The 21,879-nt window shown below is 64.2% G+C and carries 32 protein-coding genes and 1 tRNA gene; 16 read left to right on the forward strand and 17 right to left on the reverse strand.

Annotated features, from left to right (window positions below; all coding sequences use genetic code 11):
* Positions 1-92 precede the first annotated feature (92 nt).
* From fdhE to C7402_RS12460, 5 genes are all read left to right on the forward strand, one after another.
* Complete coding sequence (fdhE, locus tag C7402_RS12440) at positions 93-1,025, forward strand: formate dehydrogenase accessory protein FdhE (RefSeq protein WP_116610868.1); 933 nt, start codon at positions 93-95, stop codon at positions 1,023-1,025.
* Positions 1,026-1,040: 15 nt separating this feature from the next.
* Positions 1,041-2,507 carry an L-seryl-tRNA(Sec) selenium transferase gene (selA, locus tag C7402_RS12445; protein WP_116610869.1) on the forward strand — a complete coding sequence of 489 codons (1,467 nt, stop codon included), beginning with the start codon at positions 1,041-1,043 and terminating at the stop codon, positions 2,505-2,507.
* A complete protein-coding gene (gene selB / locus C7402_RS12450) occupies positions 2,504-4,423 on the forward strand; it encodes a selenocysteine-specific translation elongation factor (protein WP_116610870.1) in 1,920 nt (639 codons plus the stop codon). The genes selA and selB overlap by 4 nt, the downstream gene beginning before the upstream one ends.
* A gap of 36 nt (positions 4,424-4,459) precedes the next feature.
* Positions 4,460-4,555: transfer RNA gene (locus C7402_RS12455), tRNA-Sec, on the forward strand.
* 150 nt (positions 4,556-4,705) lie between these two features.
* Positions 4,706-5,941: a tyrosine-type recombinase/integrase gene (locus tag C7402_RS12460; protein WP_116610871.1), complete on the forward strand. Its 1,236-nt coding sequence runs from the start codon at positions 4,706-4,708 to the stop codon at positions 5,939-5,941.
* Here the strand turns inward: C7402_RS12460 and C7402_RS12465 are convergent.
* From C7402_RS12465 to C7402_RS12475, 3 genes are read right to left on the reverse strand one after another with little or no spacing between them, the layout of a single operon-like run.
* Positions 5,916-6,152, reverse strand: coding sequence for a helix-turn-helix transcriptional regulator (locus tag C7402_RS12465; protein ID WP_116610872.1), 237 nt, complete (start codon positions 6,150-6,152; stop codon positions 5,916-5,918). The two genes, C7402_RS12460 and C7402_RS12465, sit on opposite strands and share 26 nt — an antisense overlap.
* On the reverse strand, positions 6,149-6,577 hold the full coding sequence (locus tag C7402_RS12470) for a hypothetical protein (RefSeq protein WP_116610873.1): 429 nt from the start codon (positions 6,575-6,577) through the stop codon (positions 6,149-6,151). The genes C7402_RS12465 and C7402_RS12470 overlap by 4 nt, the downstream gene beginning before the upstream one ends.
* Positions 6,574-7,254, reverse strand: a complete 681-nt coding sequence (locus C7402_RS12475) for a hypothetical protein (RefSeq protein ID WP_133254465.1) — start codon at positions 7,252-7,254, stop codon at positions 6,574-6,576. The genes C7402_RS12470 and C7402_RS12475 overlap by 4 nt, the downstream gene beginning before the upstream one ends.
* Here C7402_RS12475 and C7402_RS46265 point away from each other — a divergent pair.
* Together C7402_RS46265 and C7402_RS12485 are read left to right on the forward strand one after the other, a co-directional pair.
* Positions 7,246-7,866: a hypothetical protein gene (locus tag C7402_RS46265; protein WP_133254466.1), complete on the forward strand. Its 621-nt coding sequence runs from the start codon at positions 7,246-7,248 to the stop codon at positions 7,864-7,866. The two genes, C7402_RS12475 and C7402_RS46265, sit on opposite strands and share 9 nt — an antisense overlap.
* Before the next feature lie 114 nt (positions 7,867-7,980).
* Positions 7,981-8,709: a hypothetical protein gene (locus C7402_RS12485; RefSeq protein WP_133254467.1), complete on the forward strand. Its 729-nt coding sequence runs from the start codon at positions 7,981-7,983 to the stop codon at positions 8,707-8,709.
* Positions 8,710-8,841: 132 nt separating this feature from the next.
* On the opposite strand, the gene C7402_RS12490 is transcribed toward C7402_RS12485, so the two are convergent.
* The 12 genes from C7402_RS12490 to C7402_RS12545 all read right to left on the reverse strand — a co-directional run bounded on the left by C7402_RS12490 (position 8,842) and on the right by C7402_RS12545 (position 16,128).
* The gene (locus tag C7402_RS12490; RefSeq protein ID WP_116610877.1) at positions 8,842-9,636 is read right to left on the reverse strand and encodes a hypothetical protein; all 795 of its coding nucleotides are present in this window, start codon (positions 9,634-9,636) and stop codon (positions 8,842-8,844) included.
* Positions 9,637-9,699: 63 nt separating this feature from the next.
* A complete protein-coding gene (locus tag C7402_RS12495) occupies positions 9,700-9,885 on the reverse strand; it encodes a hypothetical protein (protein WP_116610878.1) in 186 nt (61 codons plus the stop codon).
* The gene (locus tag C7402_RS12500) at positions 9,882-10,181 is read right to left on the reverse strand and encodes a hypothetical protein (protein ID WP_133254468.1); all 300 of its coding nucleotides are present in this window, start codon (positions 10,179-10,181) and stop codon (positions 9,882-9,884) included. The genes C7402_RS12495 and C7402_RS12500 overlap by 4 nt, the downstream gene beginning before the upstream one ends.
* On the reverse strand, positions 10,178-10,858 hold the full coding sequence (locus C7402_RS12505) for a lambda exonuclease family protein (protein WP_116610880.1): 681 nt from the start codon (positions 10,856-10,858) through the stop codon (positions 10,178-10,180). Before C7402_RS12505 ends, C7402_RS12500 begins: the two co-directional genes overlap by 4 nt.
* Positions 10,851-11,705 (reverse strand): hypothetical protein, encoded by an 855-nt coding sequence (locus C7402_RS12510; protein WP_244314827.1) that lies wholly within the window; start codon positions 11,703-11,705, stop codon positions 10,851-10,853. Before C7402_RS12510 ends, C7402_RS12505 begins: the two co-directional genes overlap by 8 nt.
* 43 nt (positions 11,706-11,748) lie before the next feature.
* Positions 11,749-13,110, reverse strand: coding sequence for a coiled-coil domain-containing protein (locus C7402_RS12515; protein ID WP_116610881.1), 1,362 nt, complete (start codon positions 13,108-13,110; stop codon positions 11,749-11,751).
* On the reverse strand, positions 13,107-13,277 hold the full coding sequence (locus C7402_RS12520) for a transposase domain-containing protein (protein ID WP_116610882.1): 171 nt from the start codon (positions 13,275-13,277) through the stop codon (positions 13,107-13,109). The genes C7402_RS12515 and C7402_RS12520 overlap by 4 nt, the downstream gene beginning before the upstream one ends.
* Entirely contained in the window at positions 13,274-13,756 is a 483-nt protein-coding gene (locus C7402_RS12525; protein WP_116610883.1) for an HNH endonuclease, read from the reverse strand. Before C7402_RS12525 ends, C7402_RS12520 begins: the two co-directional genes overlap by 4 nt.
* A 148-nt stretch (positions 13,757-13,904) precedes the next feature.
* Complete coding sequence (locus C7402_RS12530) at positions 13,905-14,357, reverse strand: hypothetical protein (protein WP_116610884.1); 453 nt, start codon at positions 14,355-14,357, stop codon at positions 13,905-13,907.
* Positions 14,350-14,574, reverse strand: coding sequence for a hypothetical protein (locus tag C7402_RS12535; protein WP_116610885.1), 225 nt, complete (start codon positions 14,572-14,574; stop codon positions 14,350-14,352). The genes C7402_RS12530 and C7402_RS12535 overlap by 8 nt, the downstream gene beginning before the upstream one ends.
* A 260-nt stretch (positions 14,575-14,834) precedes the next feature.
* The gene (locus C7402_RS12540) at positions 14,835-15,449 is read right to left on the reverse strand and encodes a hypothetical protein (RefSeq protein ID WP_133254469.1); all 615 of its coding nucleotides are present in this window, start codon (positions 15,447-15,449) and stop codon (positions 14,835-14,837) included.
* A gap of 58 nt (positions 15,450-15,507) precedes the next feature.
* The gene (locus tag C7402_RS12545; protein ID WP_244314828.1) at positions 15,508-16,128 is read right to left on the reverse strand and encodes a LexA family transcriptional regulator; all 621 of its coding nucleotides are present in this window, start codon (positions 16,126-16,128) and stop codon (positions 15,508-15,510) included.
* Positions 16,129-16,268: 140 nt separating this feature from the next.
* Here C7402_RS12545 and C7402_RS12550 point away from each other — a divergent pair, with 140 nt between their 5' ends.
* The gene (locus tag C7402_RS12550; RefSeq protein WP_116610888.1) at positions 16,269-16,484 is read left to right on the forward strand and encodes a Cro/CI family transcriptional regulator; all 216 of its coding nucleotides are present in this window, start codon (positions 16,269-16,271) and stop codon (positions 16,482-16,484) included.
* Between the two features lie 87 nt (positions 16,485-16,571).
* On the opposite strand, the gene C7402_RS12555 is transcribed toward C7402_RS12550, so the two are convergent.
* Positions 16,572-16,862, reverse strand: a complete 291-nt coding sequence (locus C7402_RS12555) for a hypothetical protein (RefSeq protein ID WP_116610889.1) — start codon at positions 16,860-16,862, stop codon at positions 16,572-16,574.
* Positions 16,863-17,011: 149 nt separating this feature from the next.
* On the opposite strand from C7402_RS12555, the gene C7402_RS12560 reads away from it, so the two are divergent.
* From C7402_RS12560 to C7402_RS12590, 8 genes are read left to right on the forward strand one after another with little or no spacing between them, the layout of a single operon-like run.
* Positions 17,012-17,470, forward strand: coding sequence for a phage regulatory CII family protein (locus C7402_RS12560; RefSeq protein WP_116610890.1), 459 nt, complete (start codon positions 17,012-17,014; stop codon positions 17,468-17,470).
* Between the two features lie 13 nt (positions 17,471-17,483).
* Positions 17,484-18,605 (forward strand): DUF1376 domain-containing protein, encoded by a 1,122-nt coding sequence (locus C7402_RS47665; protein ID WP_244314829.1) that lies wholly within the window; start codon positions 17,484-17,486, stop codon positions 18,603-18,605.
* Positions 18,602-19,093 carry a hypothetical protein gene (locus C7402_RS12570; RefSeq protein ID WP_116610891.1) on the forward strand — a complete coding sequence of 164 codons (492 nt, stop codon included), beginning with the start codon at positions 18,602-18,604 and terminating at the stop codon, positions 19,091-19,093. The genes C7402_RS47665 and C7402_RS12570 overlap by 4 nt, the downstream gene beginning before the upstream one ends.
* The gene (locus tag C7402_RS12575) at positions 19,090-19,608 is read left to right on the forward strand and encodes a RusA family crossover junction endodeoxyribonuclease (RefSeq protein ID WP_116610892.1); all 519 of its coding nucleotides are present in this window, start codon (positions 19,090-19,092) and stop codon (positions 19,606-19,608) included. Before C7402_RS12570 ends, C7402_RS12575 begins: the two co-directional genes overlap by 4 nt.
* Positions 19,605-19,745: a hypothetical protein gene (locus C7402_RS46915; RefSeq protein ID WP_165841872.1), complete on the forward strand. Its 141-nt coding sequence runs from the start codon at positions 19,605-19,607 to the stop codon at positions 19,743-19,745. The genes C7402_RS12575 and C7402_RS46915 overlap by 4 nt, the downstream gene beginning before the upstream one ends.
* Complete coding sequence (locus tag C7402_RS12580; protein ID WP_116610893.1) at positions 19,742-20,029, forward strand: hypothetical protein; 288 nt, start codon at positions 19,742-19,744, stop codon at positions 20,027-20,029. Before C7402_RS46915 ends, C7402_RS12580 begins: the two co-directional genes overlap by 4 nt.
* Complete coding sequence (locus C7402_RS12585; RefSeq protein ID WP_116610894.1) at positions 20,026-20,268, forward strand: hypothetical protein; 243 nt, start codon at positions 20,026-20,028, stop codon at positions 20,266-20,268. The genes C7402_RS12580 and C7402_RS12585 overlap by 4 nt, the downstream gene beginning before the upstream one ends.
* Positions 20,265-21,014, forward strand: a complete 750-nt coding sequence (locus C7402_RS12590; protein ID WP_116610895.1) for a hypothetical protein — start codon at positions 20,265-20,267, stop codon at positions 21,012-21,014. Before C7402_RS12585 ends, C7402_RS12590 begins: the two co-directional genes overlap by 4 nt.
* Here the strand turns inward: C7402_RS12590 and C7402_RS46270 are convergent.
* Positions 21,004-21,840 carry a hypothetical protein gene (locus C7402_RS46270; protein WP_133254470.1) on the reverse strand — a complete coding sequence of 279 codons (837 nt, stop codon included), beginning with the start codon at positions 21,838-21,840 and terminating at the stop codon, positions 21,004-21,006. The genes C7402_RS12590 and C7402_RS46270 overlap by 11 nt on opposite strands.
* Positions 21,841-21,879: the final 39 nt, after the last annotated feature.

Genomic DNA, 21,879 nt, shown 5'->3' on the forward strand with positions numbered 1-21,879 from the left:
CGCCATGCAGGCGCCGGCGCTTGCGGCAAACCGCCGGCCCGGCAGGGCGCGGCGGTTTTTTCTTTGGTGGAGCGGACTGGAGCACCCCCGTCGTGACGCAACGCACTCTCGACCCCGAGCAGATTCAGGCGCTCGACCCCTCGGCGATACCGCGCATCCGCCTGCCCGAGCGCGCCGCGCATTTCAGCACGCGCGCCGCGCGCTTGCGGCGCCTCGCCGACCACAACCCGATTGGCGGCTATGTACGCCTGATGGCGGCGCTGGTGGACGCGCAGCAGCACGCGCTCGAACACTACAGCGCGCCCATGCCTTCGCGCGAGGACATCGCCAACGCGCAACGCCATTCCATGCCGATCCTGCCCGCGCTTTCCGGTGAGCGCGATCCGCAATGGCGCAGCGTGCTTTATCGGCTTGCCGATCGCGTGGAAGCCGCGGGTGCGGTGACGCCCGCGCTCGCGAACGTGCTGGACACGCTGCGCGCGATGGACGAAGCGCAGCTCGAAGCCCAGGCCGACGCGATCCTCGCGCAGCGCTACACGGAAATCGCGCCCGCCACCGCGCCGTTCATCATGGCCGCGCTACAGGTGGTGTGGACCGATCTCGCGAGCTGCATCGACATGCGCGACGTGCCCTATGTCGATGCGCCGGGCGTGTGCCCCGTATGCGGCTCGCCGCCCGTTGCGAGCATCGTGCGCATTGGCGGCGCGTACCAGGGCTATCGTTATACGCAATGCGGCCTGTGCGGCACCGAGGCGCACGTGGTGCGCGTGAAGTGCACGAACTGCGATTCGACCAAGGGCATCGCCTATCAGGGCATCGACGGCGGCAATCCCGCGCTCAAGGCCGAATCGTGCGACGAGTGCCATACGTATCGCAAGATCGGCTATCTGGAGAAGGACATGGACTTCGAGCCGCTCGCCGACGACCTCGCGAGCCTCACGCTCGACTTGCTGATGAGCGACGCGGGCTACCGCCGCGCGAGCCCGAACCCCTTGCTCTGGCCCGAAGTGCCCGGCGACCAGTGAGGAGACCCGCGCGATATGAGTGAAACCGTGGGCCAGGCGACGGAACACGATGCGCGCGCGCTCAATGCGCTGCTCGCGAAGATGCCGGCGGTGGAGCGCGTGATCGCCTCGCCGGATGCGCAAGCGCTGATCGCTCAGTATGGCCGCACGCAGGTGCTGGCCGCGATACGCGCGACGCAGGACGCCTGGCGGCGCGACGCGCAGGCAGGCGTCCTGAAGCCTGTCGATCAGGATGGCGAACCATTTTCTCTGGAGCGCGTGCTGGCTGCGGTCACGCTACGCCTTGCCGAGCGCGCACAAAGCCGGCTTCGTCCGGTGTTCAATCTCACGGGCACGGTGCTGCACACGAATCTCGGCCGCGCGCTGTTGCCTGACGAAGCCGTTCAGGCCGTGGTGCAGGGGCTCACGCAACCCGCGAACCTCGAATTCGATCTCGCAAGCGGCAAACGCGGCGACCGCGACGACCTGATCGATTCGCTCATCTGCGAACTGACCGGGGCCGAGGCCGCCACTGTCGTCAACAACAACGCGGCGGCGGTGTTGTTGCTTCTCAGCGCGCTCGCCTCGCGCAAGGAGGTCGTTGTTTCGCGCGGCGAGCTGGTCGAGATCGGCGGGGCGTTTCGTATTCCCGACATCATGAGCCGCGCGGGCGCGCGCCTGCGTGAAATCGGCACGACCAACCGCACGCATCTGAAGGACTACGAAGCGGCTATCAATGCGCGCACGGCGTTGCTGATGAAAGTCCATTGCAGCAACTATGCGATCAGCGGCTTCACGAAAAGCGTCGAACTGGACGAACTCACGCCGCTTGCGCGGCAGCATGGCCTGCCGGTGGCCGTCGATCTGGGCAGCGGGACGCTCGTCGATCTTGCGCAATGGGGGCTGCCCGCGGAGCCCACGGTGCGCGCGACCGTTGAAGCGGGTGCGGACCTCGTGACCTTCAGCGGCGACAAGCTGCTGGGCGGACCGCAGGCCGGGCTCATCGTCGGTCGCAAGGAGCTGATCGCCAGGATCAAAAAGCATCCGCTCAAGCGCGCACTGCGCGTGGGCAAGCTCACGCTCGCGGCGCTCGAACCGGTGCTGCGGCTCTATCAGGCGCCCGAATTCTTGCAGGAGCGGCTCACGACGCTGCGCCTGCTCACGCGTCCCGCCGCGCACATGCACGAAGCCGCGCAGCGCGCGCTGCCCGCCTTGCAGCGCGCGTTGGGCGAAGCGTATGCCGCGAGCGTCGAGCCGATGTTCAGCCAGATCGGCAGCGGCGCACTGCCTGTGGACGTGCTGCCAAGCAGCGGACTCGTGGTGCGCCACGCGGGCAAGGGCGGCAGCGGCCGCGCGCTGCTCAAGCTCGAACGCGCGTTGCGCGGGCTGACGCGGCCCGTGATCGGCCGCATTGCCGACGACGCCTTGCGGCTGGACCTGCGCTGTCTCGAACCCGCTGACGAAGCGGCGTTCGTCGCGCAACTGGCGGAGCTGCGCCTGTGATCGTCGGCACGGCGGGGCATATCGATCATGGCAAGACGACGCTGGTTCGTGCGCTCACCGGCGTGGACACCGACCGTCTGAAAGAAGAGAAGGCGCGCGGCATTTCGATCGAACTCGGCTACGCGTACCTGCCGCTCGCCAACGGCGACGTGCTGGGTTTCATCGACGTGCCCGGCCACGAAAAACTCGTGCACACGATGGCGGCGGGCGCGTGCGGCATCGACTTCGCCTTGCTCGTGATCGCGGCCGACGACGGCGTGATGCCGCAAACGCGCGAGCATTTCGCCATCCTCCAGTTGCTCGGCGTGCAGCAGGGCGCCATCGCGTTGACCAAGAGCGACCGCGTGGATGCGGCGCGCCTCGACGCCGTGCGCGCCGAGATCGCCACATGGCTCGCCGATACGATGCTTGCGGACGCACCGGTTTTTGAAACCCAGGCGACGCAGCCGCATGACGAAGGCGTGGCGCGCCTCGACGCCTGGTTGCGCGAGCGGGCGAGCACCTGGCGGGCGCGGCGCGACGACGGCCTCTTTCGCCTCGCGGTGGATCGCGTGTTCACGTTGACGGGACAGGGCACCGTGGTGACGGGCACCGTATTCGCGGGACGCGTGCAAGCGGGAGACGCGCTCGTGCTCGCGCCCGCCGGCGCGCCCGTGCGCGTGCGCGGCCTGCATGCCCAGAATCGCGCGGCGCAGGCGGGCCATGCGGGCGAGCGTTGCGCGCTCAATCTTGCGGGCATCGACAAGGAGCAGATTGCGCGCGGCGACTGGATCGTCGATGCGCGACTCGCCCAGGCCGCCGTGCGCCTGGACGTCGAATTGCAACTGCTCGACGATTCGGGCCTTGCGTTGCAGCACTGGTCGCCGCTTCACGTGCATCTCGGCACGACGCACCGCGTGGCGAATGTGGCGCTGCTCGAAGGGGAAACGCTCGCGCCGGGCGGCCGCGCACGCGCGCAACTCGTATTCGACGCGCCATTGCATGCGTTGCCCGGCGACCGCTTCATCGTGCGCAATGCGCAGGCGAGCCGGACGGTGGGCGGCGGGCGCGTGCTCGATCCGTTCGGCCCTTCGAGGCGGCGTCGCACGCCGGAGCGTCGCGCGTGGCTCGATGCGTTGCGAGTGTGGCTCGACGAAGGACGCCTTGCGCCGCTCATCGCACAGGCGCCGCGCGGCGTCGCGCGTGCGACGTTGATGCAGTTGACGGGCTACGCCGACGCCGCGCTCGAACTGCCCGCCGACGCCGTTGCGATCGCCCCGCAAGGACGCGACGACGAAGGCGCGGTGATCGCGCGTGCGCACTGGACGACGCTCACGGGGCGCGTTGTCGAAGTGCTTGCCGACTTTCACGCGCGCTCGCCCGATGAGCAAGGTCCGGACGCGGCGCGCCTGCGCCGCATGGCGGCGCCGCTCGTAAGCGATGCCGTGTGGCGAGCCGCGATCGAGGCGCTCGTGGCCGAAGGGCGCGTGGCGAGAAGCGGGCCGTGGTTGCATTTGCCTTCGCATGCGGTGACGCTCGATGCCGAAGACGAGGCGCTTGCGGCGCGGCTTTTGCCGTTGATCGCGCAGGGACGTTTCGACGCGCCGTGGGTGCGCGATCTTGCGCGTGAAGCGCGGCAACCTGAAGAAAAGGTGCGTGCGTTACTGCGCAAGCTCGCGCGGCTCGGCATGGTGTATCAGGTCGTGCGCGATCTCTTTTACGATCGCGACACCGTGCAAACGCTGGCGCGCATCGTGGCGCGAATCGCCACAGAGCAGGGCGGCGCGGTGAGCGCCGCCGCGTTTCGCGATGGCACTGCGCTGGGCCGCAAGCGCGCGATCCAGATTCTGGAGTTCTTCGATCGCGTTGGATATACTCGCTTTCAGCGCGATCTGCATGTGTTGCGGCTCGATAGCCGTATGCGCGAGTGGTTGTAGGCGCATCGGCTTACGATCGCGGTTGAGTTGCTCGAAGGAAGGCATTCGTATCGGGTGGTACGGCCGGGCTTCAAACCCGGTTGGGGGCGTCAGCCGCTCCCGGGTCAGTTCGACTCTGGCTGCCTTCCGCCAATTAAGGCTCTCAGCCGATCCAGTAAACTCCCAGGTACTCTCGTGCAGCCCTTGTTTGATGGGGGCTTTGGGGGTGTCAACGTTCTTGCTCACTCTCGCTTGCTACCCCAGAATCTAACCATCAAATGTGGGTAGATTTGGGGGTAAAGCATGGCGGCACGCCAATTGAACAGGCTGACGGCAATGGGGATCGGAAAACTCGTCGATCCCGGCTATTACGCGGATGGCGGTGGGCTGTATTTGCAGATTAGCGCATCCGGCTCGCGCTCGTGGATTTATCGATTCACCATCGCAGGGCGCTCTCGCGAGATGGGTTTAGGGCCGCTCTCGCTCGTATCGCTTGCGGCCGCGCGAAAGGAGGCGATGGAGTGTCGAGCGCTGGTGAAGGAGCGTCAAGATCCGATCGAAGCGCGTAAGGATCGCGATCGCGAGCGAGTCGCAGCAACGGCTGGTGCGATCACGTTCAAGGATGCCGCCGAGGCGTTCATTGAGCGACGCAAAGGAATGTGGCGCAGCGAGAAACACAAGAAGCAGTGGAGCGCGACATTGGTTCTCTACGCCTATCCAGTGATCGGCCATATAGACGTGCGCGACATCGACACCGAGACCATCGCACGAATCCTTCTGCCGATCTGGACGAAGAAGGGCGAGACTGCGCGCCGCACGCGCGGACGCATTAAAGCAATCCTCGATGCTGAGACGGCATTGGGCCATCGCACTGGCGACAACCCGGCCCGCTACGTCGATCACCTCGATCGCATTCTGCCGCGCACACATCGACGCCGCGATATCAAACACCATCCGGCGCTCCCGTGGGAGGATATGCCCGCCTTCTATGCGGCTCTGAAAGCGCGACGCTCGTCGCGTGCGCTAAGACTGCTGATCTTGACGGCGACGCGCACGAGCGAGGTGCGCTTCGCCAAGCCCGAGGAATTCGATCTTGATGCGAAGGTTTGGACGATCCCAGGCGAGCGGATGAAGGGCGGCATTGAACATCGTGTACCGCTCAGCGATGAAGCTGTTGCCATCGTTCGAGAGCAGCAGGATCAAGGTGCGAAGTGGGGTTGGTTGTTCCCCAGCAATCGCGAAGGAAAGTCGCTCTCGAATATGGCGATGGCGACGGTACTGCGTCGCATGGAGCGCAGAGACATCACCGTTCACGGCTTTCGCTCAACGTTTCGAGACTGGGTGGCAGACTGCACGGACTATCCTGATTCACTGGCAGAGCAGGCGCTCGCGCACACGATCAAGAGCATGGTGGAGTCGGCATATCGGCGCCGGGATATGCTGGAGCGCCGACGCGGGATGATGGAGGACTGGGCGGCCCACTGCCGAGGGGAGCGGGCCGTCGTGCTTCCTTTTACTGCACCTGCATCTGCTGCGTGAGGTGGCTATCGACTTCGCGTTCGCTGGGTGCCGCGGGCTTTTTCCCGGCGCGCTCAGCGAGCCAGTCGTCGATGTCGCTCTCTATCCATGCTGTGCGCCCAGGTACGAGTTCGAAGGGCTTCGGGAACCGACCATCCGCGATCATCCGGTACAGCGTCGATTGGCCTAGGCCGACCTTTGCGGCGACTTCCTTGATTCGAATTGCTTTCATGCTGCGCTCCTGTATTCCCCAAAAAATGCCGCAACCAGCGGATCGCGAAACGGCTTGATCGCCTCGGTTCGCTGCCTGAATTCGTCGTGCTCAGCCTGCGCGAGCGCCGCGCGCCGCCGCGCGATCTGTGCGCGCTTGCGCTCGCCTTTGGTCATCATCGCTGGCCGCTCGGCATCATCGCCCGTGCCGATGATCCACTCCGCGAAGGGCGCGCCAGTCGGCCGCTGCGTCCAGCATGCGATGTGCACGCAGCCTTCGTCGTGCAGCTTGGTGAGCGCGTCAGCGACGCCGCTGCGATGGCGTCCCAGCTCGCGAACGATCGCTTCGCACGAGCGCGCGTTTCCGTCCTTTAGCAGCGCATGCACCTGAAGGTAGGTGCTGCCCGTGCGCGCTATCGTGCGCATGGATTCGGGCGCTTTGCTCATTGCGCACCATCCTGCGCATCCGCGCGCGGTTCGGCGCGGTCGATGCGCTCGATCTCCGCGATCAGCAACGCGGCGGCCTTGACGCAGTGGCTGCGCAGCGTCGAAGGCTTCCACCGGTTGCGATCCCACGGCCACGGATTCGGCTCGTCGCCTGCCGTCGAGTAGGCGTGGCCACCCCAGCCCCAGAGGGCATAGCAGCCAGCGGCCGCAGCGAGTTCGCCCGCCTCGTGCTGATCGTCATGCATCGGCGTCCAGCCTTCCTCGCTGACCTGCCGCGCGCGCTCGGCGAGCACGTCGCGGGCGGCGTCGGTGGTCCAGGTCGGCGCGGCTTCCTTGGTGCGGTGTTCGAGCAGCAACGCGCACACCTTCGTGTCGATCGCTTCCCATGTCGCCTGCGAAACCTCGTCTCTTGCCTCGGCCAGCCCGTTCTCGATCGCGGTGAGGATTGCGGCAGACGTCAGCGTCGAACCGGCTTGCGGCCCTTGCGATGCATCGGGCCCGGGAAAGCCACGCTCACGAGCGAGCAGCGCGAGGCTGACCGCAATGGCCGCCGCGAGTGAGTTGCCACGCTCAATCGCCTGGTGCAGCGTTTCCGAGCACGTCACGAGCGATTGTGCGGCGTTAGTGGGGGCGAGAGCGGCGCCTAGGGGAGCGTCGGAGCGGCGGTGTTGGCTCATGCTACGATCCTCAAAAAAGACGTTGGGGTTCATATGAAACCGGATGGTTGGAAGGTGCCACTTGCGGTAATTGGCGTCATCGTTGGTGCTGCCGCGTTTATTCGCTACCAGCCTCATAAATCCGGTGATGTCGCAGCTTGGGTCCAGGCTGTAGCTTCGGTAATTGCCATTTGGTGGTCTGGCTATAGCGCGAGAAAACTTCAGTTCGACAGCGAAAGACAGCGCCGAAGGACCATGGCATCGGTACTGAGCGAGATTGCCGATAGCGTTACGAACTTGACCGCTTACGTACAACGTAAAGTGCCAGACCGAGAGACACTTACCCGCATTGCTACGGGGGAGGTCCGCTTCGAATTTGGTGAACTTGGCGCTATGGAGAAAGCTTTGCGTCAGATTCCGCTTCATGAATTGGCAGCGCCAGAATTCGTCAAGCCAACTCTTGTACTTCGTTCTTCGCTTCGCCAACTGCGGGAGAACCTTGATTTCGCGTTCGAACGTCATCGCCAGATGGAGGCGGATGAATTTGACAAGTTGTTCGAAGCAATAGGCAAGTTGAGCCGCGTCTGCTCCGAGACGGCACGGGACATTCGCGGAGTTGTTGATTCGATATGAGCGAGCAGCGTTCGACACGGTTGCCGCAAGAGAGCTCGGCACTATCAGGACGTTCAGGAGACCTCTGCCGGCTGTGCTACGATCTTTCCCCTTAAAATAGACTACGGGGAAAAGATGGCTTACCAAGCCGCATTGAGGCAAATCTTCAAATTTGTTGTGTTCGCAGGCATTGCAACGGCGGCGTTCACAGCTGTCGCGCACGCAGAACAGTGCAACTGTCTTTCGACGAAGGCGCCCAAGGTCGCACCGATCAAACCAGCTCTGCTTCTGCCGGAAACACCGGCGGGAATGGACGTCGATGCAACAGGCGTTGTGGTGAACGCCTTTGTCGCCGTCGGGACGTTCGTTGCCGCGGCTGTGGCACTTTGGGCCGCGTTGTCCGATAGGCGAAAGAGAAACCGCGAGGCTCTTGTCGTAGGTCGGCTGACTGCCGCTGGCATCGTGGCCAAGCTTGAGGAAGCATTGGCAATTACATCCAGCGTTGGAGAAAGATTCAGAACTGCTGAAGCAGCCCCTATCTCTGTTCTGGAATTCCAGAGCATGTGCCTGAGCGTCGACTCGATCACTCACATAACATTCGAGGAGATCAAATGCTTGGCTCCTTTGAGCGGTGACTGTGCGAGCGTGGTCGCAGCTGCCCAAGATAGACTCGATGTCGTCTCTGGAGCGTTGAGGTTTCTTGGTGAGCCCAGAATCTCCCCCGGCGAGCGGATGATTAGGGAAGGACACTGCAAGCAGGCGCTTGAGCAATCCAGCAAGCTGTTTAAGCATGCAAAGTCGATTTGCGACTCTGAGACGAGTGCAGTTCACGAAGCACTTGGATCTGCTGAAGCCAGAAATTGATTTGTGTTGGCTGCGAATCACGAAATCTCCGATAGCCACTTTCATTTTGTGTTTCTCGAAAAAGGACCGGCCCGTACAGGCGCCGGCCAAACACGCCGCAACTCGGCAGACTTGCTGCCGTCGCGGAAACCGTTAAGCGTGTGCGGGCGCGCCGCTGGGGAAGGGCCACGAGCCATCGGGCTGCGGGCCGCCTTTGCGCGTCTTCTTCGTCGTCACCTTGGCGTCGCTTTTCACGACGCCGCGCGCGAGATCGGTACCCGCGAATGGGTCTTCGAGCGGCGCATCGCCGGACGCTGCGGGCTGCTCGCCGAACACGTCGGGGTCGTGCGCCTCAGGATCGTCGCCTTCGTTTTCGCTCGCGTCGTCTTGAGCCTCGGTCTGCGGCGGATGGCCGATCATGTCGCCCTGGGCCGCCGAGTCGGGCGGCAGGATCGAAATCTTCACTTCCGTTTGCAGCAGCTCGTCGATCTTCCCTTTCTCGTGTGCGCTCGGATGCACGATCGCCTTGCACTTGAGAAGCGTGATGCCGAGGTCTTTCGGCAGGACCGCGAACGCGCTGACCTTCGCGTCCTCAAGCACAATGTGCGACCGTTCGCTGTTGCCGGTGTGGAACGTCAGCACCCAGCCGACGAGATCGCCGGGGATTTCGATCCACTGCGTCCACCACGGGAACTTGAGTTGCGAGATACCGTCCTCAACGTTCGACGTGTCGATCTTGGTCTGTCCGGACTTCGGATCGGCGCTGGCCGACGTCGGCTTCTGGTAAAAGGCCGAGCGCAGTTGCTTGTCGAGCGGAATCAGGATGGTGTTGCTCATCGCCAGCTCGAAGATGATCGAGTGCGCCGGCACTCGCTTTTTGCCGTGCTTTTCGCTGATCGGCGTCACGGACGTGATCTTCGCGAGCGCACTTTCGATTTCGACGTACATAGGTCGTGCTCCTATTTGACTTTCGGGAATTGGCGGCCGGTGAGTCGTGTAGGTGAGCGGTTATTACTTCGCGGGCTGCTGCGCGGCGTAGAAGCGGATACGGGCTTGCACGCGCTCGGGCACTGCGCGCACCTCGCCGTTATCGAACGAGGCGAACACAGGGCGCAGCAGCTCGCGATCGACGGCGCTGATATTCGCGGCGTTGCGGATGCTTGCGACTTGGCGCCAGAGGTCGTTGGAGGCGGTCATGCGGCACGCTCCGATTCTGTTCGCCCGAACATGTCGGTATCCGTCCACCACAATTCGCCATCGACGTCCGTGAACCCAATCGCACCGTCGGGTGCAGGGAAATAGGTCATTCGAACGCGAAAGCCATGACCGTTGTCCGGCACGTCTGGGCGCAGCTCGAGCGGCCCCATGTTTCCCCACTCTTCGACGGCTAAACGAACTGGTTCGCGCTTCTCGATGGGTAGCCACGTTTCGCCGCCGAGCATATAAGCGATTCCTTTCGGCGGTTGAGGCTCGATTTTGGCGATCAGTTTCATGCAGCCCTCGCGGTCAGGCGTTTGATGAGTGCCTGCACCTCGGCCTCGAATTGCAACAGACCGGGCAGGAGCGTGTTGGTGATGTACGCGTCGTCGCGCTCGATGCGCTGCGTGTACAGGCGAAGGTCTTCGCGCATGCGCGGATCGTATGAGGCAAAGAGCCACCACTTACGGCCCGTCACCATCATTCCGCCTTGCACCTGCGCTACGTGGTCGTCAGGCATACCGGTAAGCAGCGTATTGACGTGCACGGCTTCGTCCATCGGGCACTTCGATTCGTAGCCGCCATCTGCATCGATGAGACCATCCGGCGAAGCGCCGATGAACAGGTAGCGCGGGTGCGTGACGAATTCGGCTTGCTGAATGATGAAGCCCGTCTCAAGCTCGACGGCTTCGCGCGCGAACACCTCGACCTCTTCGCCCCATTTCGTGGCGCGGCCGCCGACCTCGTGCGTAGACGTAGCGGCGAGCCGTTCGAACACGATCTCGCGCATGTAGCGATCGCGCGCGCCGGTGGACTGGCGCGGCTTCGGCTGGCCCTTCTTCGGGCCCGACTTGTAGACGTCGCCGGGCTCGCCGCCGGAGAACGAAATCGCGTCCGCGAAGCGGCTCGCCGTGAGCTTGCCGGCGCGCCGCGCGCGCCATTCGTCGGAGCGCTGCTCGATGACGTCACTCATCGTCGGCTCCCGGCTCGCGGTTCTCCGGCTGGCCTTCGTCCGTGGCTTCCTGCTGATTCGGCGTCACGTCCGTCGCGGCGAGCTTCTTCAGGCGGTCGAGTTCGGCCGTGCCGATTGCCTTGCGGTCTTCCTTCGTGAGCTTGCCCCACGACTCGGCAAGCGCTTCGGAGCCGTAGTCTTTGGCGACACCTTCGAGGTTCCGGATGATCTCGGCGTGCCGGTCCTCGCGCTCGACGCGTGCGCTATCAGCGGCCTGCTGTGCGATCTGAGTGGGCGTGGCGCGCGGCGTGATATCGCGCTCGACGGGCTGGACGTCCATCATTTCCTCGGTGATCGGAATGCCCTTGAGCACGTCGGCGAAGTTGTCGCGCAGGGTGAATGCGCGCACGCGCATCTTTTTCATACGCTTGGGGTACTGCGACCACGGCCCTTGCTTGCCGATCAGGCCTGCTTTCTTCGCATCCTCTTCGCTGAATGACTGGACGTCCTCGGGCTTGCCGCGGCGCTTCGCCTTGCAATAGGCGGTGCCGTTTTCCTCCCACTCTTCGATGTATTCGCAGACCGGGGAAGCGAGCACGAGCGCGAGGACCGCGTCACCCCAAAGGGACGGACGGCCGTTGATAACGGCGATGTTCTGCATGGCCTGCATCGGCTTGAGGCCGAGTTCCATGCCCCACTGGATGGCGACGAGCACATTGCCGGGCTTGCCGATGAAATCCTTCGGCACGATGCTCGAATCGGCGAGCAGGTTGGCGAACTTCATTGCCTCTTCGAGTGAACGCGGTGACAGGTCGAATTGCGCCGGCGCGTTGCTTTGCGTGTTGGTGGTGATTGCGTTGTCAGACATGGTTTCTCCGTGGCCCGAGACTCGGCCGGGCTTGGTGGGGTGGTTAGGCTGCGACTGCTTCTTCGGTGGGGACGTAGATCGCGCGCTCGATAGCTGCATCGCGTGCGGTGCGCGCGTTCGCGAGTTCGTCGGCATCGGCGACGCGCTCGGCGTGCTGCCACTGGCGCAGCGCGTCGAACATGTCGCGTGCGGCGGCGAGAATGTGCGCGTCGGCCGGACGATAGATGCTCTCGGCGATGAGATGGCCGCCGTAGGCTTCGACGTCGGCATGGCCGGTGCCTACTGCGCCGGGAATCGGGGTATCGGTGACGATGCAACCGCCGCCGCGGACCGACACGGACCAATTGCCACCCGTCGGCTCGGGGGCAAGCATCGCGGCACGGTTCTCCGCGCGCTCGCGCAGCTTCTTCTCACGCTCGGCGCGTTCGCGGATCTCCTCCATCTCGCGCAGCGCGGCTTGTTCACGCTCGTGGCGCTCGGCCTCTGCACGAGCCAGTTCGGCCTGGCGGCGCTGCATTTCCGCACGCTCCGCGGCGAGGCGGCGTTCTTCGGCGTCGATCGCGGCGCGGCGCTCTGCGTCCTCGCGCGCTTGCTGCTCGCGACGGGCGGCTTCCGCGCGTGCGCGCTGCTCGGCTTCGGCGCGCTCACGCGCTTCGCGTTCTGCGCGTTCCGCAGCTTCGCGGGCCTCGCGCGCTTCACGTTCGACGCGCTCGCGCTCGACGCGGGCTTCCTCGTCGCGACGGCGCTGCTCGTCGAGTTCGGCGCGCTGGCGCTCCAGTTCGGCACGCTCGGCGGCGAGCCGCGCGGCTTCGGCTTCCTGCTTGCGCGCCGCCGCGAACATCTCGGCCAGCTTGTCGAGCGTCTCGCCGCGCGCGGCTTCGGCCTCGCCGGTCAGTTCCGCGAAACGATCCGTGCCGATCTGCTCGGCTTCGAGCGCTGCGATCGCGCCGTCGATCTCGGCCGACGACTTGCCAACGGCCACGGCGACGCACGCGCGGATCTCGTTAATCTGCGCACGAATGGCGGCGATGCGGCGCGCGTCGGCCTCGGCGGCCGCGCGCTTTTCTGCTTCGCGCGCTTCGTCCCACACGTCGCGCAGCGTTTGCAGGCGCGTCTCTTCCGGCTCGATGATCGCGACCAGACGCTTTTCCTCGGCGATCACGGCTTTCGAGAACGCGTTCGCGTCGTCGCGTGCCGTCTTGCCGGCCTTCGTGATGTCGGTGCGTGTCGTGCGCAGCGTCATCAGCGCGCCGTGGCACTGATCGCGTGCGGCCGCGTTCTTGATTTCGGTGATCGTGGTGAAGTTAGCGACCAGCTCGCGCAGCTTCGTTTCGCGTTCGGACGTTCCAAGCGCGAGCGCGGCGCGCTCGACGACGGTCAGTTCGGTGGTTTGCTTCTGGCTCATGCGTGGACTCCAGGGTGAGGGATGACGGACGAGCCGTCGGCGTTGAGATTGGCGAGCGCGATCGTGCACAGCACAGCGATCACGAGCGCGACGAGGTAAGCGGCAATGGGGCTGCGGGCGTGGATGCGTTCGAGCACGTCGGCGAGATAGTCGAAGGGCGTTTTCATGCGGCCTCCCGGCTTTCGCGGAGGCGGATCTTTTCCATCGCGCTCAAGTGGCCGGCGTTGGCATTGCAGAGGCGATGCGCCAGGACCATGTTGCTCAGATGATTCGGGCCGCCATGCGAGCGCGCGACAAGGTGCTCGACGGTGCGATCCTCTTCGCTCATTGGCTGTGCGCAGTAGAAGCAGGCGTCGCCGTCGCGCTTGAGCAGCGCGCGCACGTAGGCGCTGACCTTCGGCGGCCGCTTCACGGCCTCGACGCCGCGCCAGTTATTGCCTTTGGCAAGACCGTTCCATGCGTCCGCCGCTTCGCCGGTGAAGGTCAGGCCGTCTTTCGCGTTGCGGTAGATGACCGAGACGCCGCGCGCCGTCTTGAAGCGCAGCACTTCCCATTCGTTCGTCGGCTGCAAGACTTGCGCACCACGTTCGACGAGGAATGCTTCGAAGGCCGCGCGACGCTTCGTGAACTGTGCGAGCGTGCTCATCGCATGGCTCCAATCTGAAGGGCGCCGTACCAGAGCGCGGCGATCGCGCCGCCGTATGCCGCCATCCACGCGACGCATTCGAGAGCACGGCGCGCGCGCGACGGGCGCAGCGCGAAGCCAAGCAGGGCGTTATCGTGGGCCGCGCGCATCACAGGTTTTCCCCACAGATGCGGACATGGCGCACCGGCTCGCTGTGCTCGCTGCAACGGCTCACGCCGGCGTCGCCGGGCCCGAGGCTCTTGCCGCACTGCGAGCAGCCCGTGTCAGCGAAGCGCGGCGCCTGCGGCTCAACGTGCGGATATCCGGCCTTCGCGAGCGCCGCATCGACGACGGCGCGCACGCCTGAGGTGAGCACGGTGCGCATGGCGACAAGGCGAAGGGCAGAGACGATCTCGGCGACGCCTGATGCATCCAGCGCAGCCGTAGCGATTTCGTGCACGCGGTCGTCGTCCGCCGCGACGCGAACGAAGTCATCCGAACTCATCGTGCCGTAACCCCATGCCGACCAGACGCGCACGCAGTCGTACGCATCGCCAAGCGCCTCGGCGACTGCATCGCGGACCGCCTCAAGTTGCTTTTCGCTGTGCGCGGTTTCAGACATGAGCCGCCCCCCACGCTGCACGGTAGAAGGCGTTCATCTGGTCTTCGCTGACGGGGATCGGCAGCTTGGCGCCGTTGACGATCGCGAACGAGTCGAGCACTTCGCCGTCAATGTCGGTTTCGATCACGTGATCGGCCTCGATCTCGGCCAGCAGCACGTCGTCGGGCTCGGTCATCTGCTCGATGGTGATGCGCACGCAGCGCTCGATGCGGGCCATGGTCAGACCTCGTCGAACAGGCGAACGTGGCCCAGCACCAGCGCCATGCGCGCGCACTGGATCGCGTCGAGCGCGGGCATGAAGCGCGCGCGGAGATGGAAATACAGGGAGAGGTTCATCGTTGCCTCGCAGCGCCGTGGAGTGACGCGGTGAGGCAAAGTGTAGAACGCTAAACTATTGCAGTCAAGAATACTAAACCAGAGGGCGAAAAAAAATCCCGCCGGAGCGGGATCGTCATGGACGGCTGTGTCGCTAGATGGCTAAAGCGCTGTGCCGCCTTTCGGGACTTTGGCTTTCTTCGAGGCCGCTTGATCCTTGGCAATCGAGTCCCTCACCGCGGTGCAGGTCTGCAACGATCGGGTTGCCGCCAACATAAATCCGTTTAGCGGCACCGTCTTGATCGCGGGGCCGCCGCTGCCAACATCAAACCTGATGCGCAGGGCTTGGCCGGATTCCATTTCTGTTATGAGCGCCGCAAAGTCAGGCGTGGCGTTCAACGTCACGATGAAATACTGATCCCCCATCACCGTCGCGCCAACCGTGAAGCTCACCGGATGGAGTGGCCCCATATCTACCCGCATGCCGCCCGTGATCTGCGATGACCCGGACTCGGTTTGCGCCGGAGCATCGAATGCGATGTTGAACGCCATCTGTGCCGTGCAGTCTGGCGCGAGGACGTCCACGTTTGTGGCCATTCCCGAGCCGGTGTTCGAGGCCCTGAATATTGGATAGCCCTTGGGTCGAAGGATGAAACTGGACCACGCACCTGCGTCTTGTTCACCTTCCTTGGGTGCGAGTTGAACCTGCGCGGCCGCGATACCAGCCCAACATAGCGCGGTGGCCGCCAAGAGACATCTTGCCGTCTTGCCAATCATTGTTACCCCGTAGCTTTGGTTTTTTGCTGAAATCTCTTTTTAGCCGCGCCAGCATCTCTTACCCGTGGAGCCACCTCGACGGCTTCACGATCGCCGCGACGAAGTGCAGCCGTTCGATCTCTTTCGAATCGATGGCGATCGGCTTGTGCGCCTCATTCACAGACATGAAATGGGAGCGACCCTGCGCCGAGTAGAGGAATAGCTTGATCATCACGCGGCCGTCGCTGGACTTGACCAGCACTTCGTCGCCATTCTCGATCTTTCGGTTTGGCTCGATGATGACGTACTCGCCGTCCTTGATCCGCGGCAACATCGAGTCGCCGCGGCAGCGAATGCCATACGCGTCCTTGTCACCCGACGGGAAATCCAGATAGCCGTCGCCATGGCCAACCGGGTACTCCAGCTCGGCCCAGAATCCGTTGTCACCCAACTGTGCGGTCCCCACAACAGGAATGCGCCGCCCCGGCGGAAGCGGGATCGGATTGAACGGATCATCAGGGTGGATACCCGGAACCATCTTTTCACCTTTCCCAAGCACCAGCCAAATGGCGCTGTAGCCGTACTTCTCCTGAATCCCAACGGCGTACTCAAGTTTCAACGACTTGATCTTTCCGTCGAGCCATTGACTTACGGCGCTCTTTGTCACGCCGGCCGCTTCCGCCAAGGCGAGTTGTTCCACGCCTGTTTCGCTTAGGACGGTCCGGATGCGTTCTTCTAGTGTGCTCATAGGTTAGAAATCTAAACCATTACCGGTTTAGATTACTTTTCATTTTCAGTTTAGGGTTCTATACTGGCGACGATTGCCTACTGGAGCCTTAGATGAACCTAACGAAACAGCAAGCGGCCGACATCTTCGGGAGTGGCGCTGCGTTGGCTCGCGCGCTTGGAATCACCAAGGGCGCGGTGTCGCAGTGGCCGGAGCAGCTCGATCAGCAGCGCACAGCGATGGTGATTGGCGCGGCGGTTCAAGCCGGGAAGCCGGTTCCGGCTGGATTTATCCCTTCGACTGCCGCCACCGAACCGGCGGCCGCATGAGCGCGCCCGACGAGCGCGAGCGCGCACTCGACCGCGCGACGATGGCGGTGCAGCGCTCGCTTGATCAGGCGCGGGCCGAGTGCTTCGTCACTCGGATCCGCTCGGCGGGTCCAGCGGAATTCGGACCTTCCGAGGCGGAAGGGGCCGCAATCCTTTCGTGGCTGCGAGGTGTTGGCGTATTAGAGCCGCCTTCCCGCTCATCCCAACGTGGAATTCGTCGGAAGCTTCCGCCCAAACCCCTTCAGCGTCGACGAGGACTAGTTCGAAAGCGGTGAGCAGGCCGTCCAGATCGGCGCTGATGTTGATGGCGCTCTGCACGAAAGCCTGTAACGCGGCCATCTGGCCTTTGAGGTTTTCGATTTCGTCTTCTTGAGTCAATGGGGACTCCCCGTAGCAGTGGTTTCGGTGTCGTGGCTTGGCGGCCGGTGGCGGAACCATGCACGGGAGAGTCCCCGCCCATTACGTTCCATCTCGAAGCGTACTTTAGGCACGCCGTCGGGATCGGACAACATACGTTCGGAGCGATCTTGAACACAACCGACGCAGCGCACGCAGTTGCGCACGACTATCCACACGGGGGAACGGACGCGCTCGCGTTGCGCATGGGCCTGTCCTCCGGCGCGCTTCTGCGCAACAAGGTCGTCCTGAATCGCGGGCCCGAGAACCGCAATCACCTCACGCTGGCCGAGGCCGTGCGCATGACGGAACTCGCCGACGACGATCGCATCCTCGAAGCGTGGGCGCGCGAGCGCGGCAAGGCGCTCGTGCAGATCCCCGAAGCGGAGAACTGCTCGGACGGTGCGGTGCTTGAGCTGGTCGCCGAGTCGTGGCAGTCGCACGGCGAGATTGGCAAAGCCATCAACGAGACCTTCGCCGACGGCATCGTCGAGCGGCACGAGGTCAAGCGCATCCGCGACGCGATCTGGACGCACCTCTCGAAGCTGTTCGGCCTCTCGAATCGCATCGAAGGCATGGTCGAGAAGTAAGGCGAGGGCACCCATGGACACACTCCCGAATCCGCTCACCCCCGCCGATTGCGATCTGCGCGACTTCCCGTTCATGCCGCTCGACGTGGTGCGGCTGCGCGACAGCGACCTTGCCATCCAGGTCAGCGGCGAAGAATTCCGCGCCGCCGTGCTGCTCTGGTGCGCCGCGTGGCATCAGGTGCCGTGCGGATCGCTGCCCGACGACGATCGCACGCTTTCCCAGCTTGCCGGCTTCGGCCGCGTGCTGACCGAGTGGCAGAAGTGCCGCGACGGCGCGCTGCGTGGCTGGCTCAAATGCTCAGACGGCCGGATCTATCACCCGGTGGTCGCCGAGAAGGCACGCGACGGCTGGATCGCGAAGCTGAAGCAGCGCTTCAAGACCGAGTGCGCCCGCATCAAGAAGCACTGCCAGCGACATCAGGTTCCGTACGTCGAACCCGACTTCGACGATTGGATGGCGGCCGGTTGTCCTCAGGGACAGCCCCTTAGTGTCCCAAAGACACCGCCGCTTTGTCTTGAGGACAAAGATAAGTTGTCCCAGGGACAAGGCGGGGGAGTCCCCGAGGACAACCCTCCTATGTCCCCAACTGGAAGTGGCGTTGTCCCTCGGGAAATCGACTCCAAGGGACAGGGAGAGGGACAGGGACAGAGAGAGGGAGAAGTTAACACCCTAGGTTCTAACGACGGCAGCGGTACTGCTTCACGTGCGCGCGAAATCGACGGCGTGCTGACCGCCGCCGGAATTTCGGTGAGCCTGATCGGCTGGGAACGCGAACGCGGCAAGGCTGCGCGCGGGATCACGGCATCGAATCAGCAGGTGATCGACCTGGCTGCGCTTTCCGTGTCCGCGGAAGAACTGCGCAAGGCGTACGACTCGGCTGTGGCTGATCGCGATGTGACGGACGACCCAACGCCGGTCAATGCAGGCTTCGTCCGCACGTTCGTTGAGAAGCATCGGCGCCCCGAGCGCCCGAAGCGCGAGTCCAAGCTCTCTCTCGATGCGATGACGGATGCGCAACGCGAAGCGCTTTGCAGGGAGCTTGGCATCAGTGGCGCTCGCCCGGGCGAATACCCCGATCAGTTCAAGGCCCGCATTCGCGCTCGCCAGGCTGAACTCGAAGGAGCCGCCGCATGAGCGAAGAACTCGGCCAACCGTGGGGCATGTGCGCAGCGTTCGGCTGCCCGCTGCTCGGCAGTCTCGGCAGCGAAGGCCGCTGGTACTGCTTCTGCCACGTGAACAAGCCGTCGACCTTCAACGACGCCATCACGCGCGAGCTGCGCGAGAAGCAGATGCACCTCGTCGATTCGACGATTGAGATCCGGCGCCATCACTCGTCGTTCCATGGCGAGGAGCGCGCCTATCGCACGATCCAGCAGCGCCTCATGGTCGCGGGCCGCAAAGACCTGCTCATGACCGCAGGCGAGCGCCAGAACGGCGGCGTACGTGCGTGGCTCATGCGCCTCGAACGCGCGCTCATCGACTCCGTGTCGGAGATCGGCGTGCAGAAGCAGATCCCGACGACCGTGCAGACCGCTGACGTGCCGAATGCGCAGCCAGCAACCGACTTTTTCCCGCCCGTCGCAGAGCGGGCCCAGCAAGCGATCGAGGAAGCGAATCCATGACGAACGATGACTTCGAGCCCAAAACCGGAAACCCTTCGACCGAGACGCACGCCGTGCGGACCGTGACGCTCCCTTACCCGATCTCGGCCAATCGCTACTGGAAATCCTTCCCGCTCAACGGCCGCACGATGACCGCGCCGAGCAGCGAGGCGAAGGCATACAAGCGCGACGTGGGCTTCATCCTCCGCGGCGTCGGCATCGTCGAGCCGATCGTCGGCCGCGTGCACGTGCACATCGACCTGTATCCGAAGCGCCCGCAGGACTGGCAGGCGCGCAAGCGCAAGCACGGCGCGAATTGGGACGACAGCGTGCAATGCCTGGACGTCGATAACGCGCGCAAGGTGCTTTACGACGCGCTCAAGGGCATCGCCATCGTCGATGACAAGTGGATCTGGTCCGACAGCGCGCGGCGCTGCGAACCGGATGGCGAAGCGCGTGTGGTGCTGACGATCCGCGCGCTGGCTGCGAGCGAAGGCCCGGCGCAATCGGCGTTGTTCGATGAGGTGGCGGCATGAGCGCACTCAAGCACATGGCCCAAGGCGCGCTCATGGCGATCGCCGCACTCGTGGTGGTCGGCTCGATCATCAACACGGTGGGTGATGCGGCGGACTACGTCGCCCAGCACGTGACGATCTGCGGGGGTGCGCGATGAACTGCAAGCCTGGTGATCTCGCCTACGTGGTCGCGGGCGTGAATGAGGGCCGCGTCGTCACGGTCGCGGCACTCGCCGCGCAAGGGTGGCTGCAAGACGGCCCGCTGCGCCTCGCGCCCTGCTCGACGCCGCGCTGGCACGTCGAGGGCTGCGACCTGCGCATCGTCAGCTTGTCCGGGGGCATTTGGGGCGGTCTGAGCACTCGCGTCATCCGCGATGAGTTTCTGCGCCCGATCAGCGGCGTTCCATTGGCCGACGAAGTGCACGACGAGGTGGCCGCATGAACATCGTCCAGCTCGCCGGCATGCTCGCGCGCCGCGCCGACTTCTGCGCGTGGGTGGCGCAATACAGCGTGCCGCCGCGCGACGTCAACGCAGACGCGGCCGCGCAATTCATCCGCGACACGTGCGGCGTGCAGTCGCGCAGCGAACTCGCAACCAATCCCGAGGCAGCGCACCGCCTCGAAACCCTCGTGCGCCGCCCGTTTGTGGCGTGGCGCGATCAACAGGAGATGCACGCGTGAAGATAGAACGCACCGAATGGAACCCGCTGCGCCTCACCTACGAGACGGCGGACCGCGAATATCGGAACCAGGGCAATGCGATCGTGCTGTACGCATTCCACCGGCGCGTTGAGTTCGCGCTGCCCGAGTTCGTGAAGCCGTATCGCCGATGGGTCGATTGCTCGGGCCATCAATGGGCTACGCGCCCTGATGCTGGCTATTGGGACGTGCACCGCCGCGAGTGGGGATTCTGCCTTCACGAAGGCTTCTTGCAGGTGTTCTTCGGCCCGCAGACGCACGACAGCAGCACGACGAAAAGCTGGTCGAAGTTCCTGCCGTGGACGCAATGGCGGCACGTGCGCAAGAGCTGGTTTGGCGTGGATGGCGAGCACCTGCGTACCGACTGGGAAACGTCGGACCGTACCGTGCGCGCTGCTCAGTGGAATTCGAGCTACGAATTCGAGAAGACCATGCCGAAGCGCACCTTCCGATTCCGCGACTACGACGGCGAAGAGATCGAGGCCGCGACGCACGTCGAGGAACGCGAGTGGCGCTTTGGCGAAGGTTGGTTCAAGTGGCTCTCGCTGTTCCGTCGCCCGCGCGTGCGCCGCGATCTCGACATCGCATTCAGCAAGGAAGTGGGCCGAGAAAAAGGCTCGTGGAAGGGCGGCACGGTCGGACACAGCATTGAGATGCTCGACGGCGAATTGCACGCCGCAGCGTTCGCGCGCTACTGCGACAAGCACCACCTCACTCTCATCGATTAGTCAAGGCCGAAATAGGCCCAATTTCGAGGCCTATTTCGTCCGCTTTTGAAGCAGCACCCAACCCAACGGAGCAATCAATGCCCTCGAATCTCTTGAAACTCCTTCTCGCCGCCGTCCTGCCGATGATGATGGCTGACGACGACACCGCCGCCGCGTCAAGCGCGAGCGCCGATTCGTCAAGCGCATCAACGGATTCGTCAACCGCCACGGGAAACGATGCTGGTGGTGCCTCATCGGACGCGCAGTCCACGGGCGCGACCTCTGCCGCCGATGCCTCGGCTTCGAGCGTGGCCGGTGATACGGCATCCAGCGAATCCGATGCGCAAAACGTGGCTGCCGATGCGGAAACGGCCGCTGGTGATGCACAAAATGCCGCTGGTGATGCGGGAAACTTGACCACGGACGCGTCCGCGTCGTCCGTTGCGAACGATGCGGAAACGAGTGCGTCGGGCACGGCGACGGCGTCGGCTTCCGATGCATCGGCTGCATCGACCAGCGGTGACGCGGGAAACGGCGCTTCGACGGCGTCGCAAGCCGCGCCGTCGGTAGACTCCACGACCGACTCCGCAGCATCTGCGGATGCGACGAGTGCCGGGGCGGCTGACGCGGGAAACGCCAGCGTGCCTACGTCGAGCGATTCCACCGACTCGAAGGCTTCCGCAAGCGCCGACGCCTCGACCACCACTGACGCGCAGGAGGCTGGCGCGGCCGCAGCGGGGGAGCCGAGCGAATCCACGACGACTGCTTCGTCCTCGATCGATTCGGAAACCTCGTCGTCTGCGAACGATGCCAGCGCGCTGCCTTCGAGCGATCCTTCGAACTCCACGCCGGCGGCAGCAATCGCATCCGGCGCTGACGCGGAGGG

Origin of the sequence: Paraburkholderia unamae, from assembly GCF_003096875.1 — a bacterium.
GTDB lineage: Bacteria > Pseudomonadota > Gammaproteobacteria > Burkholderiales > Burkholderiaceae > Paraburkholderia > Paraburkholderia unamae.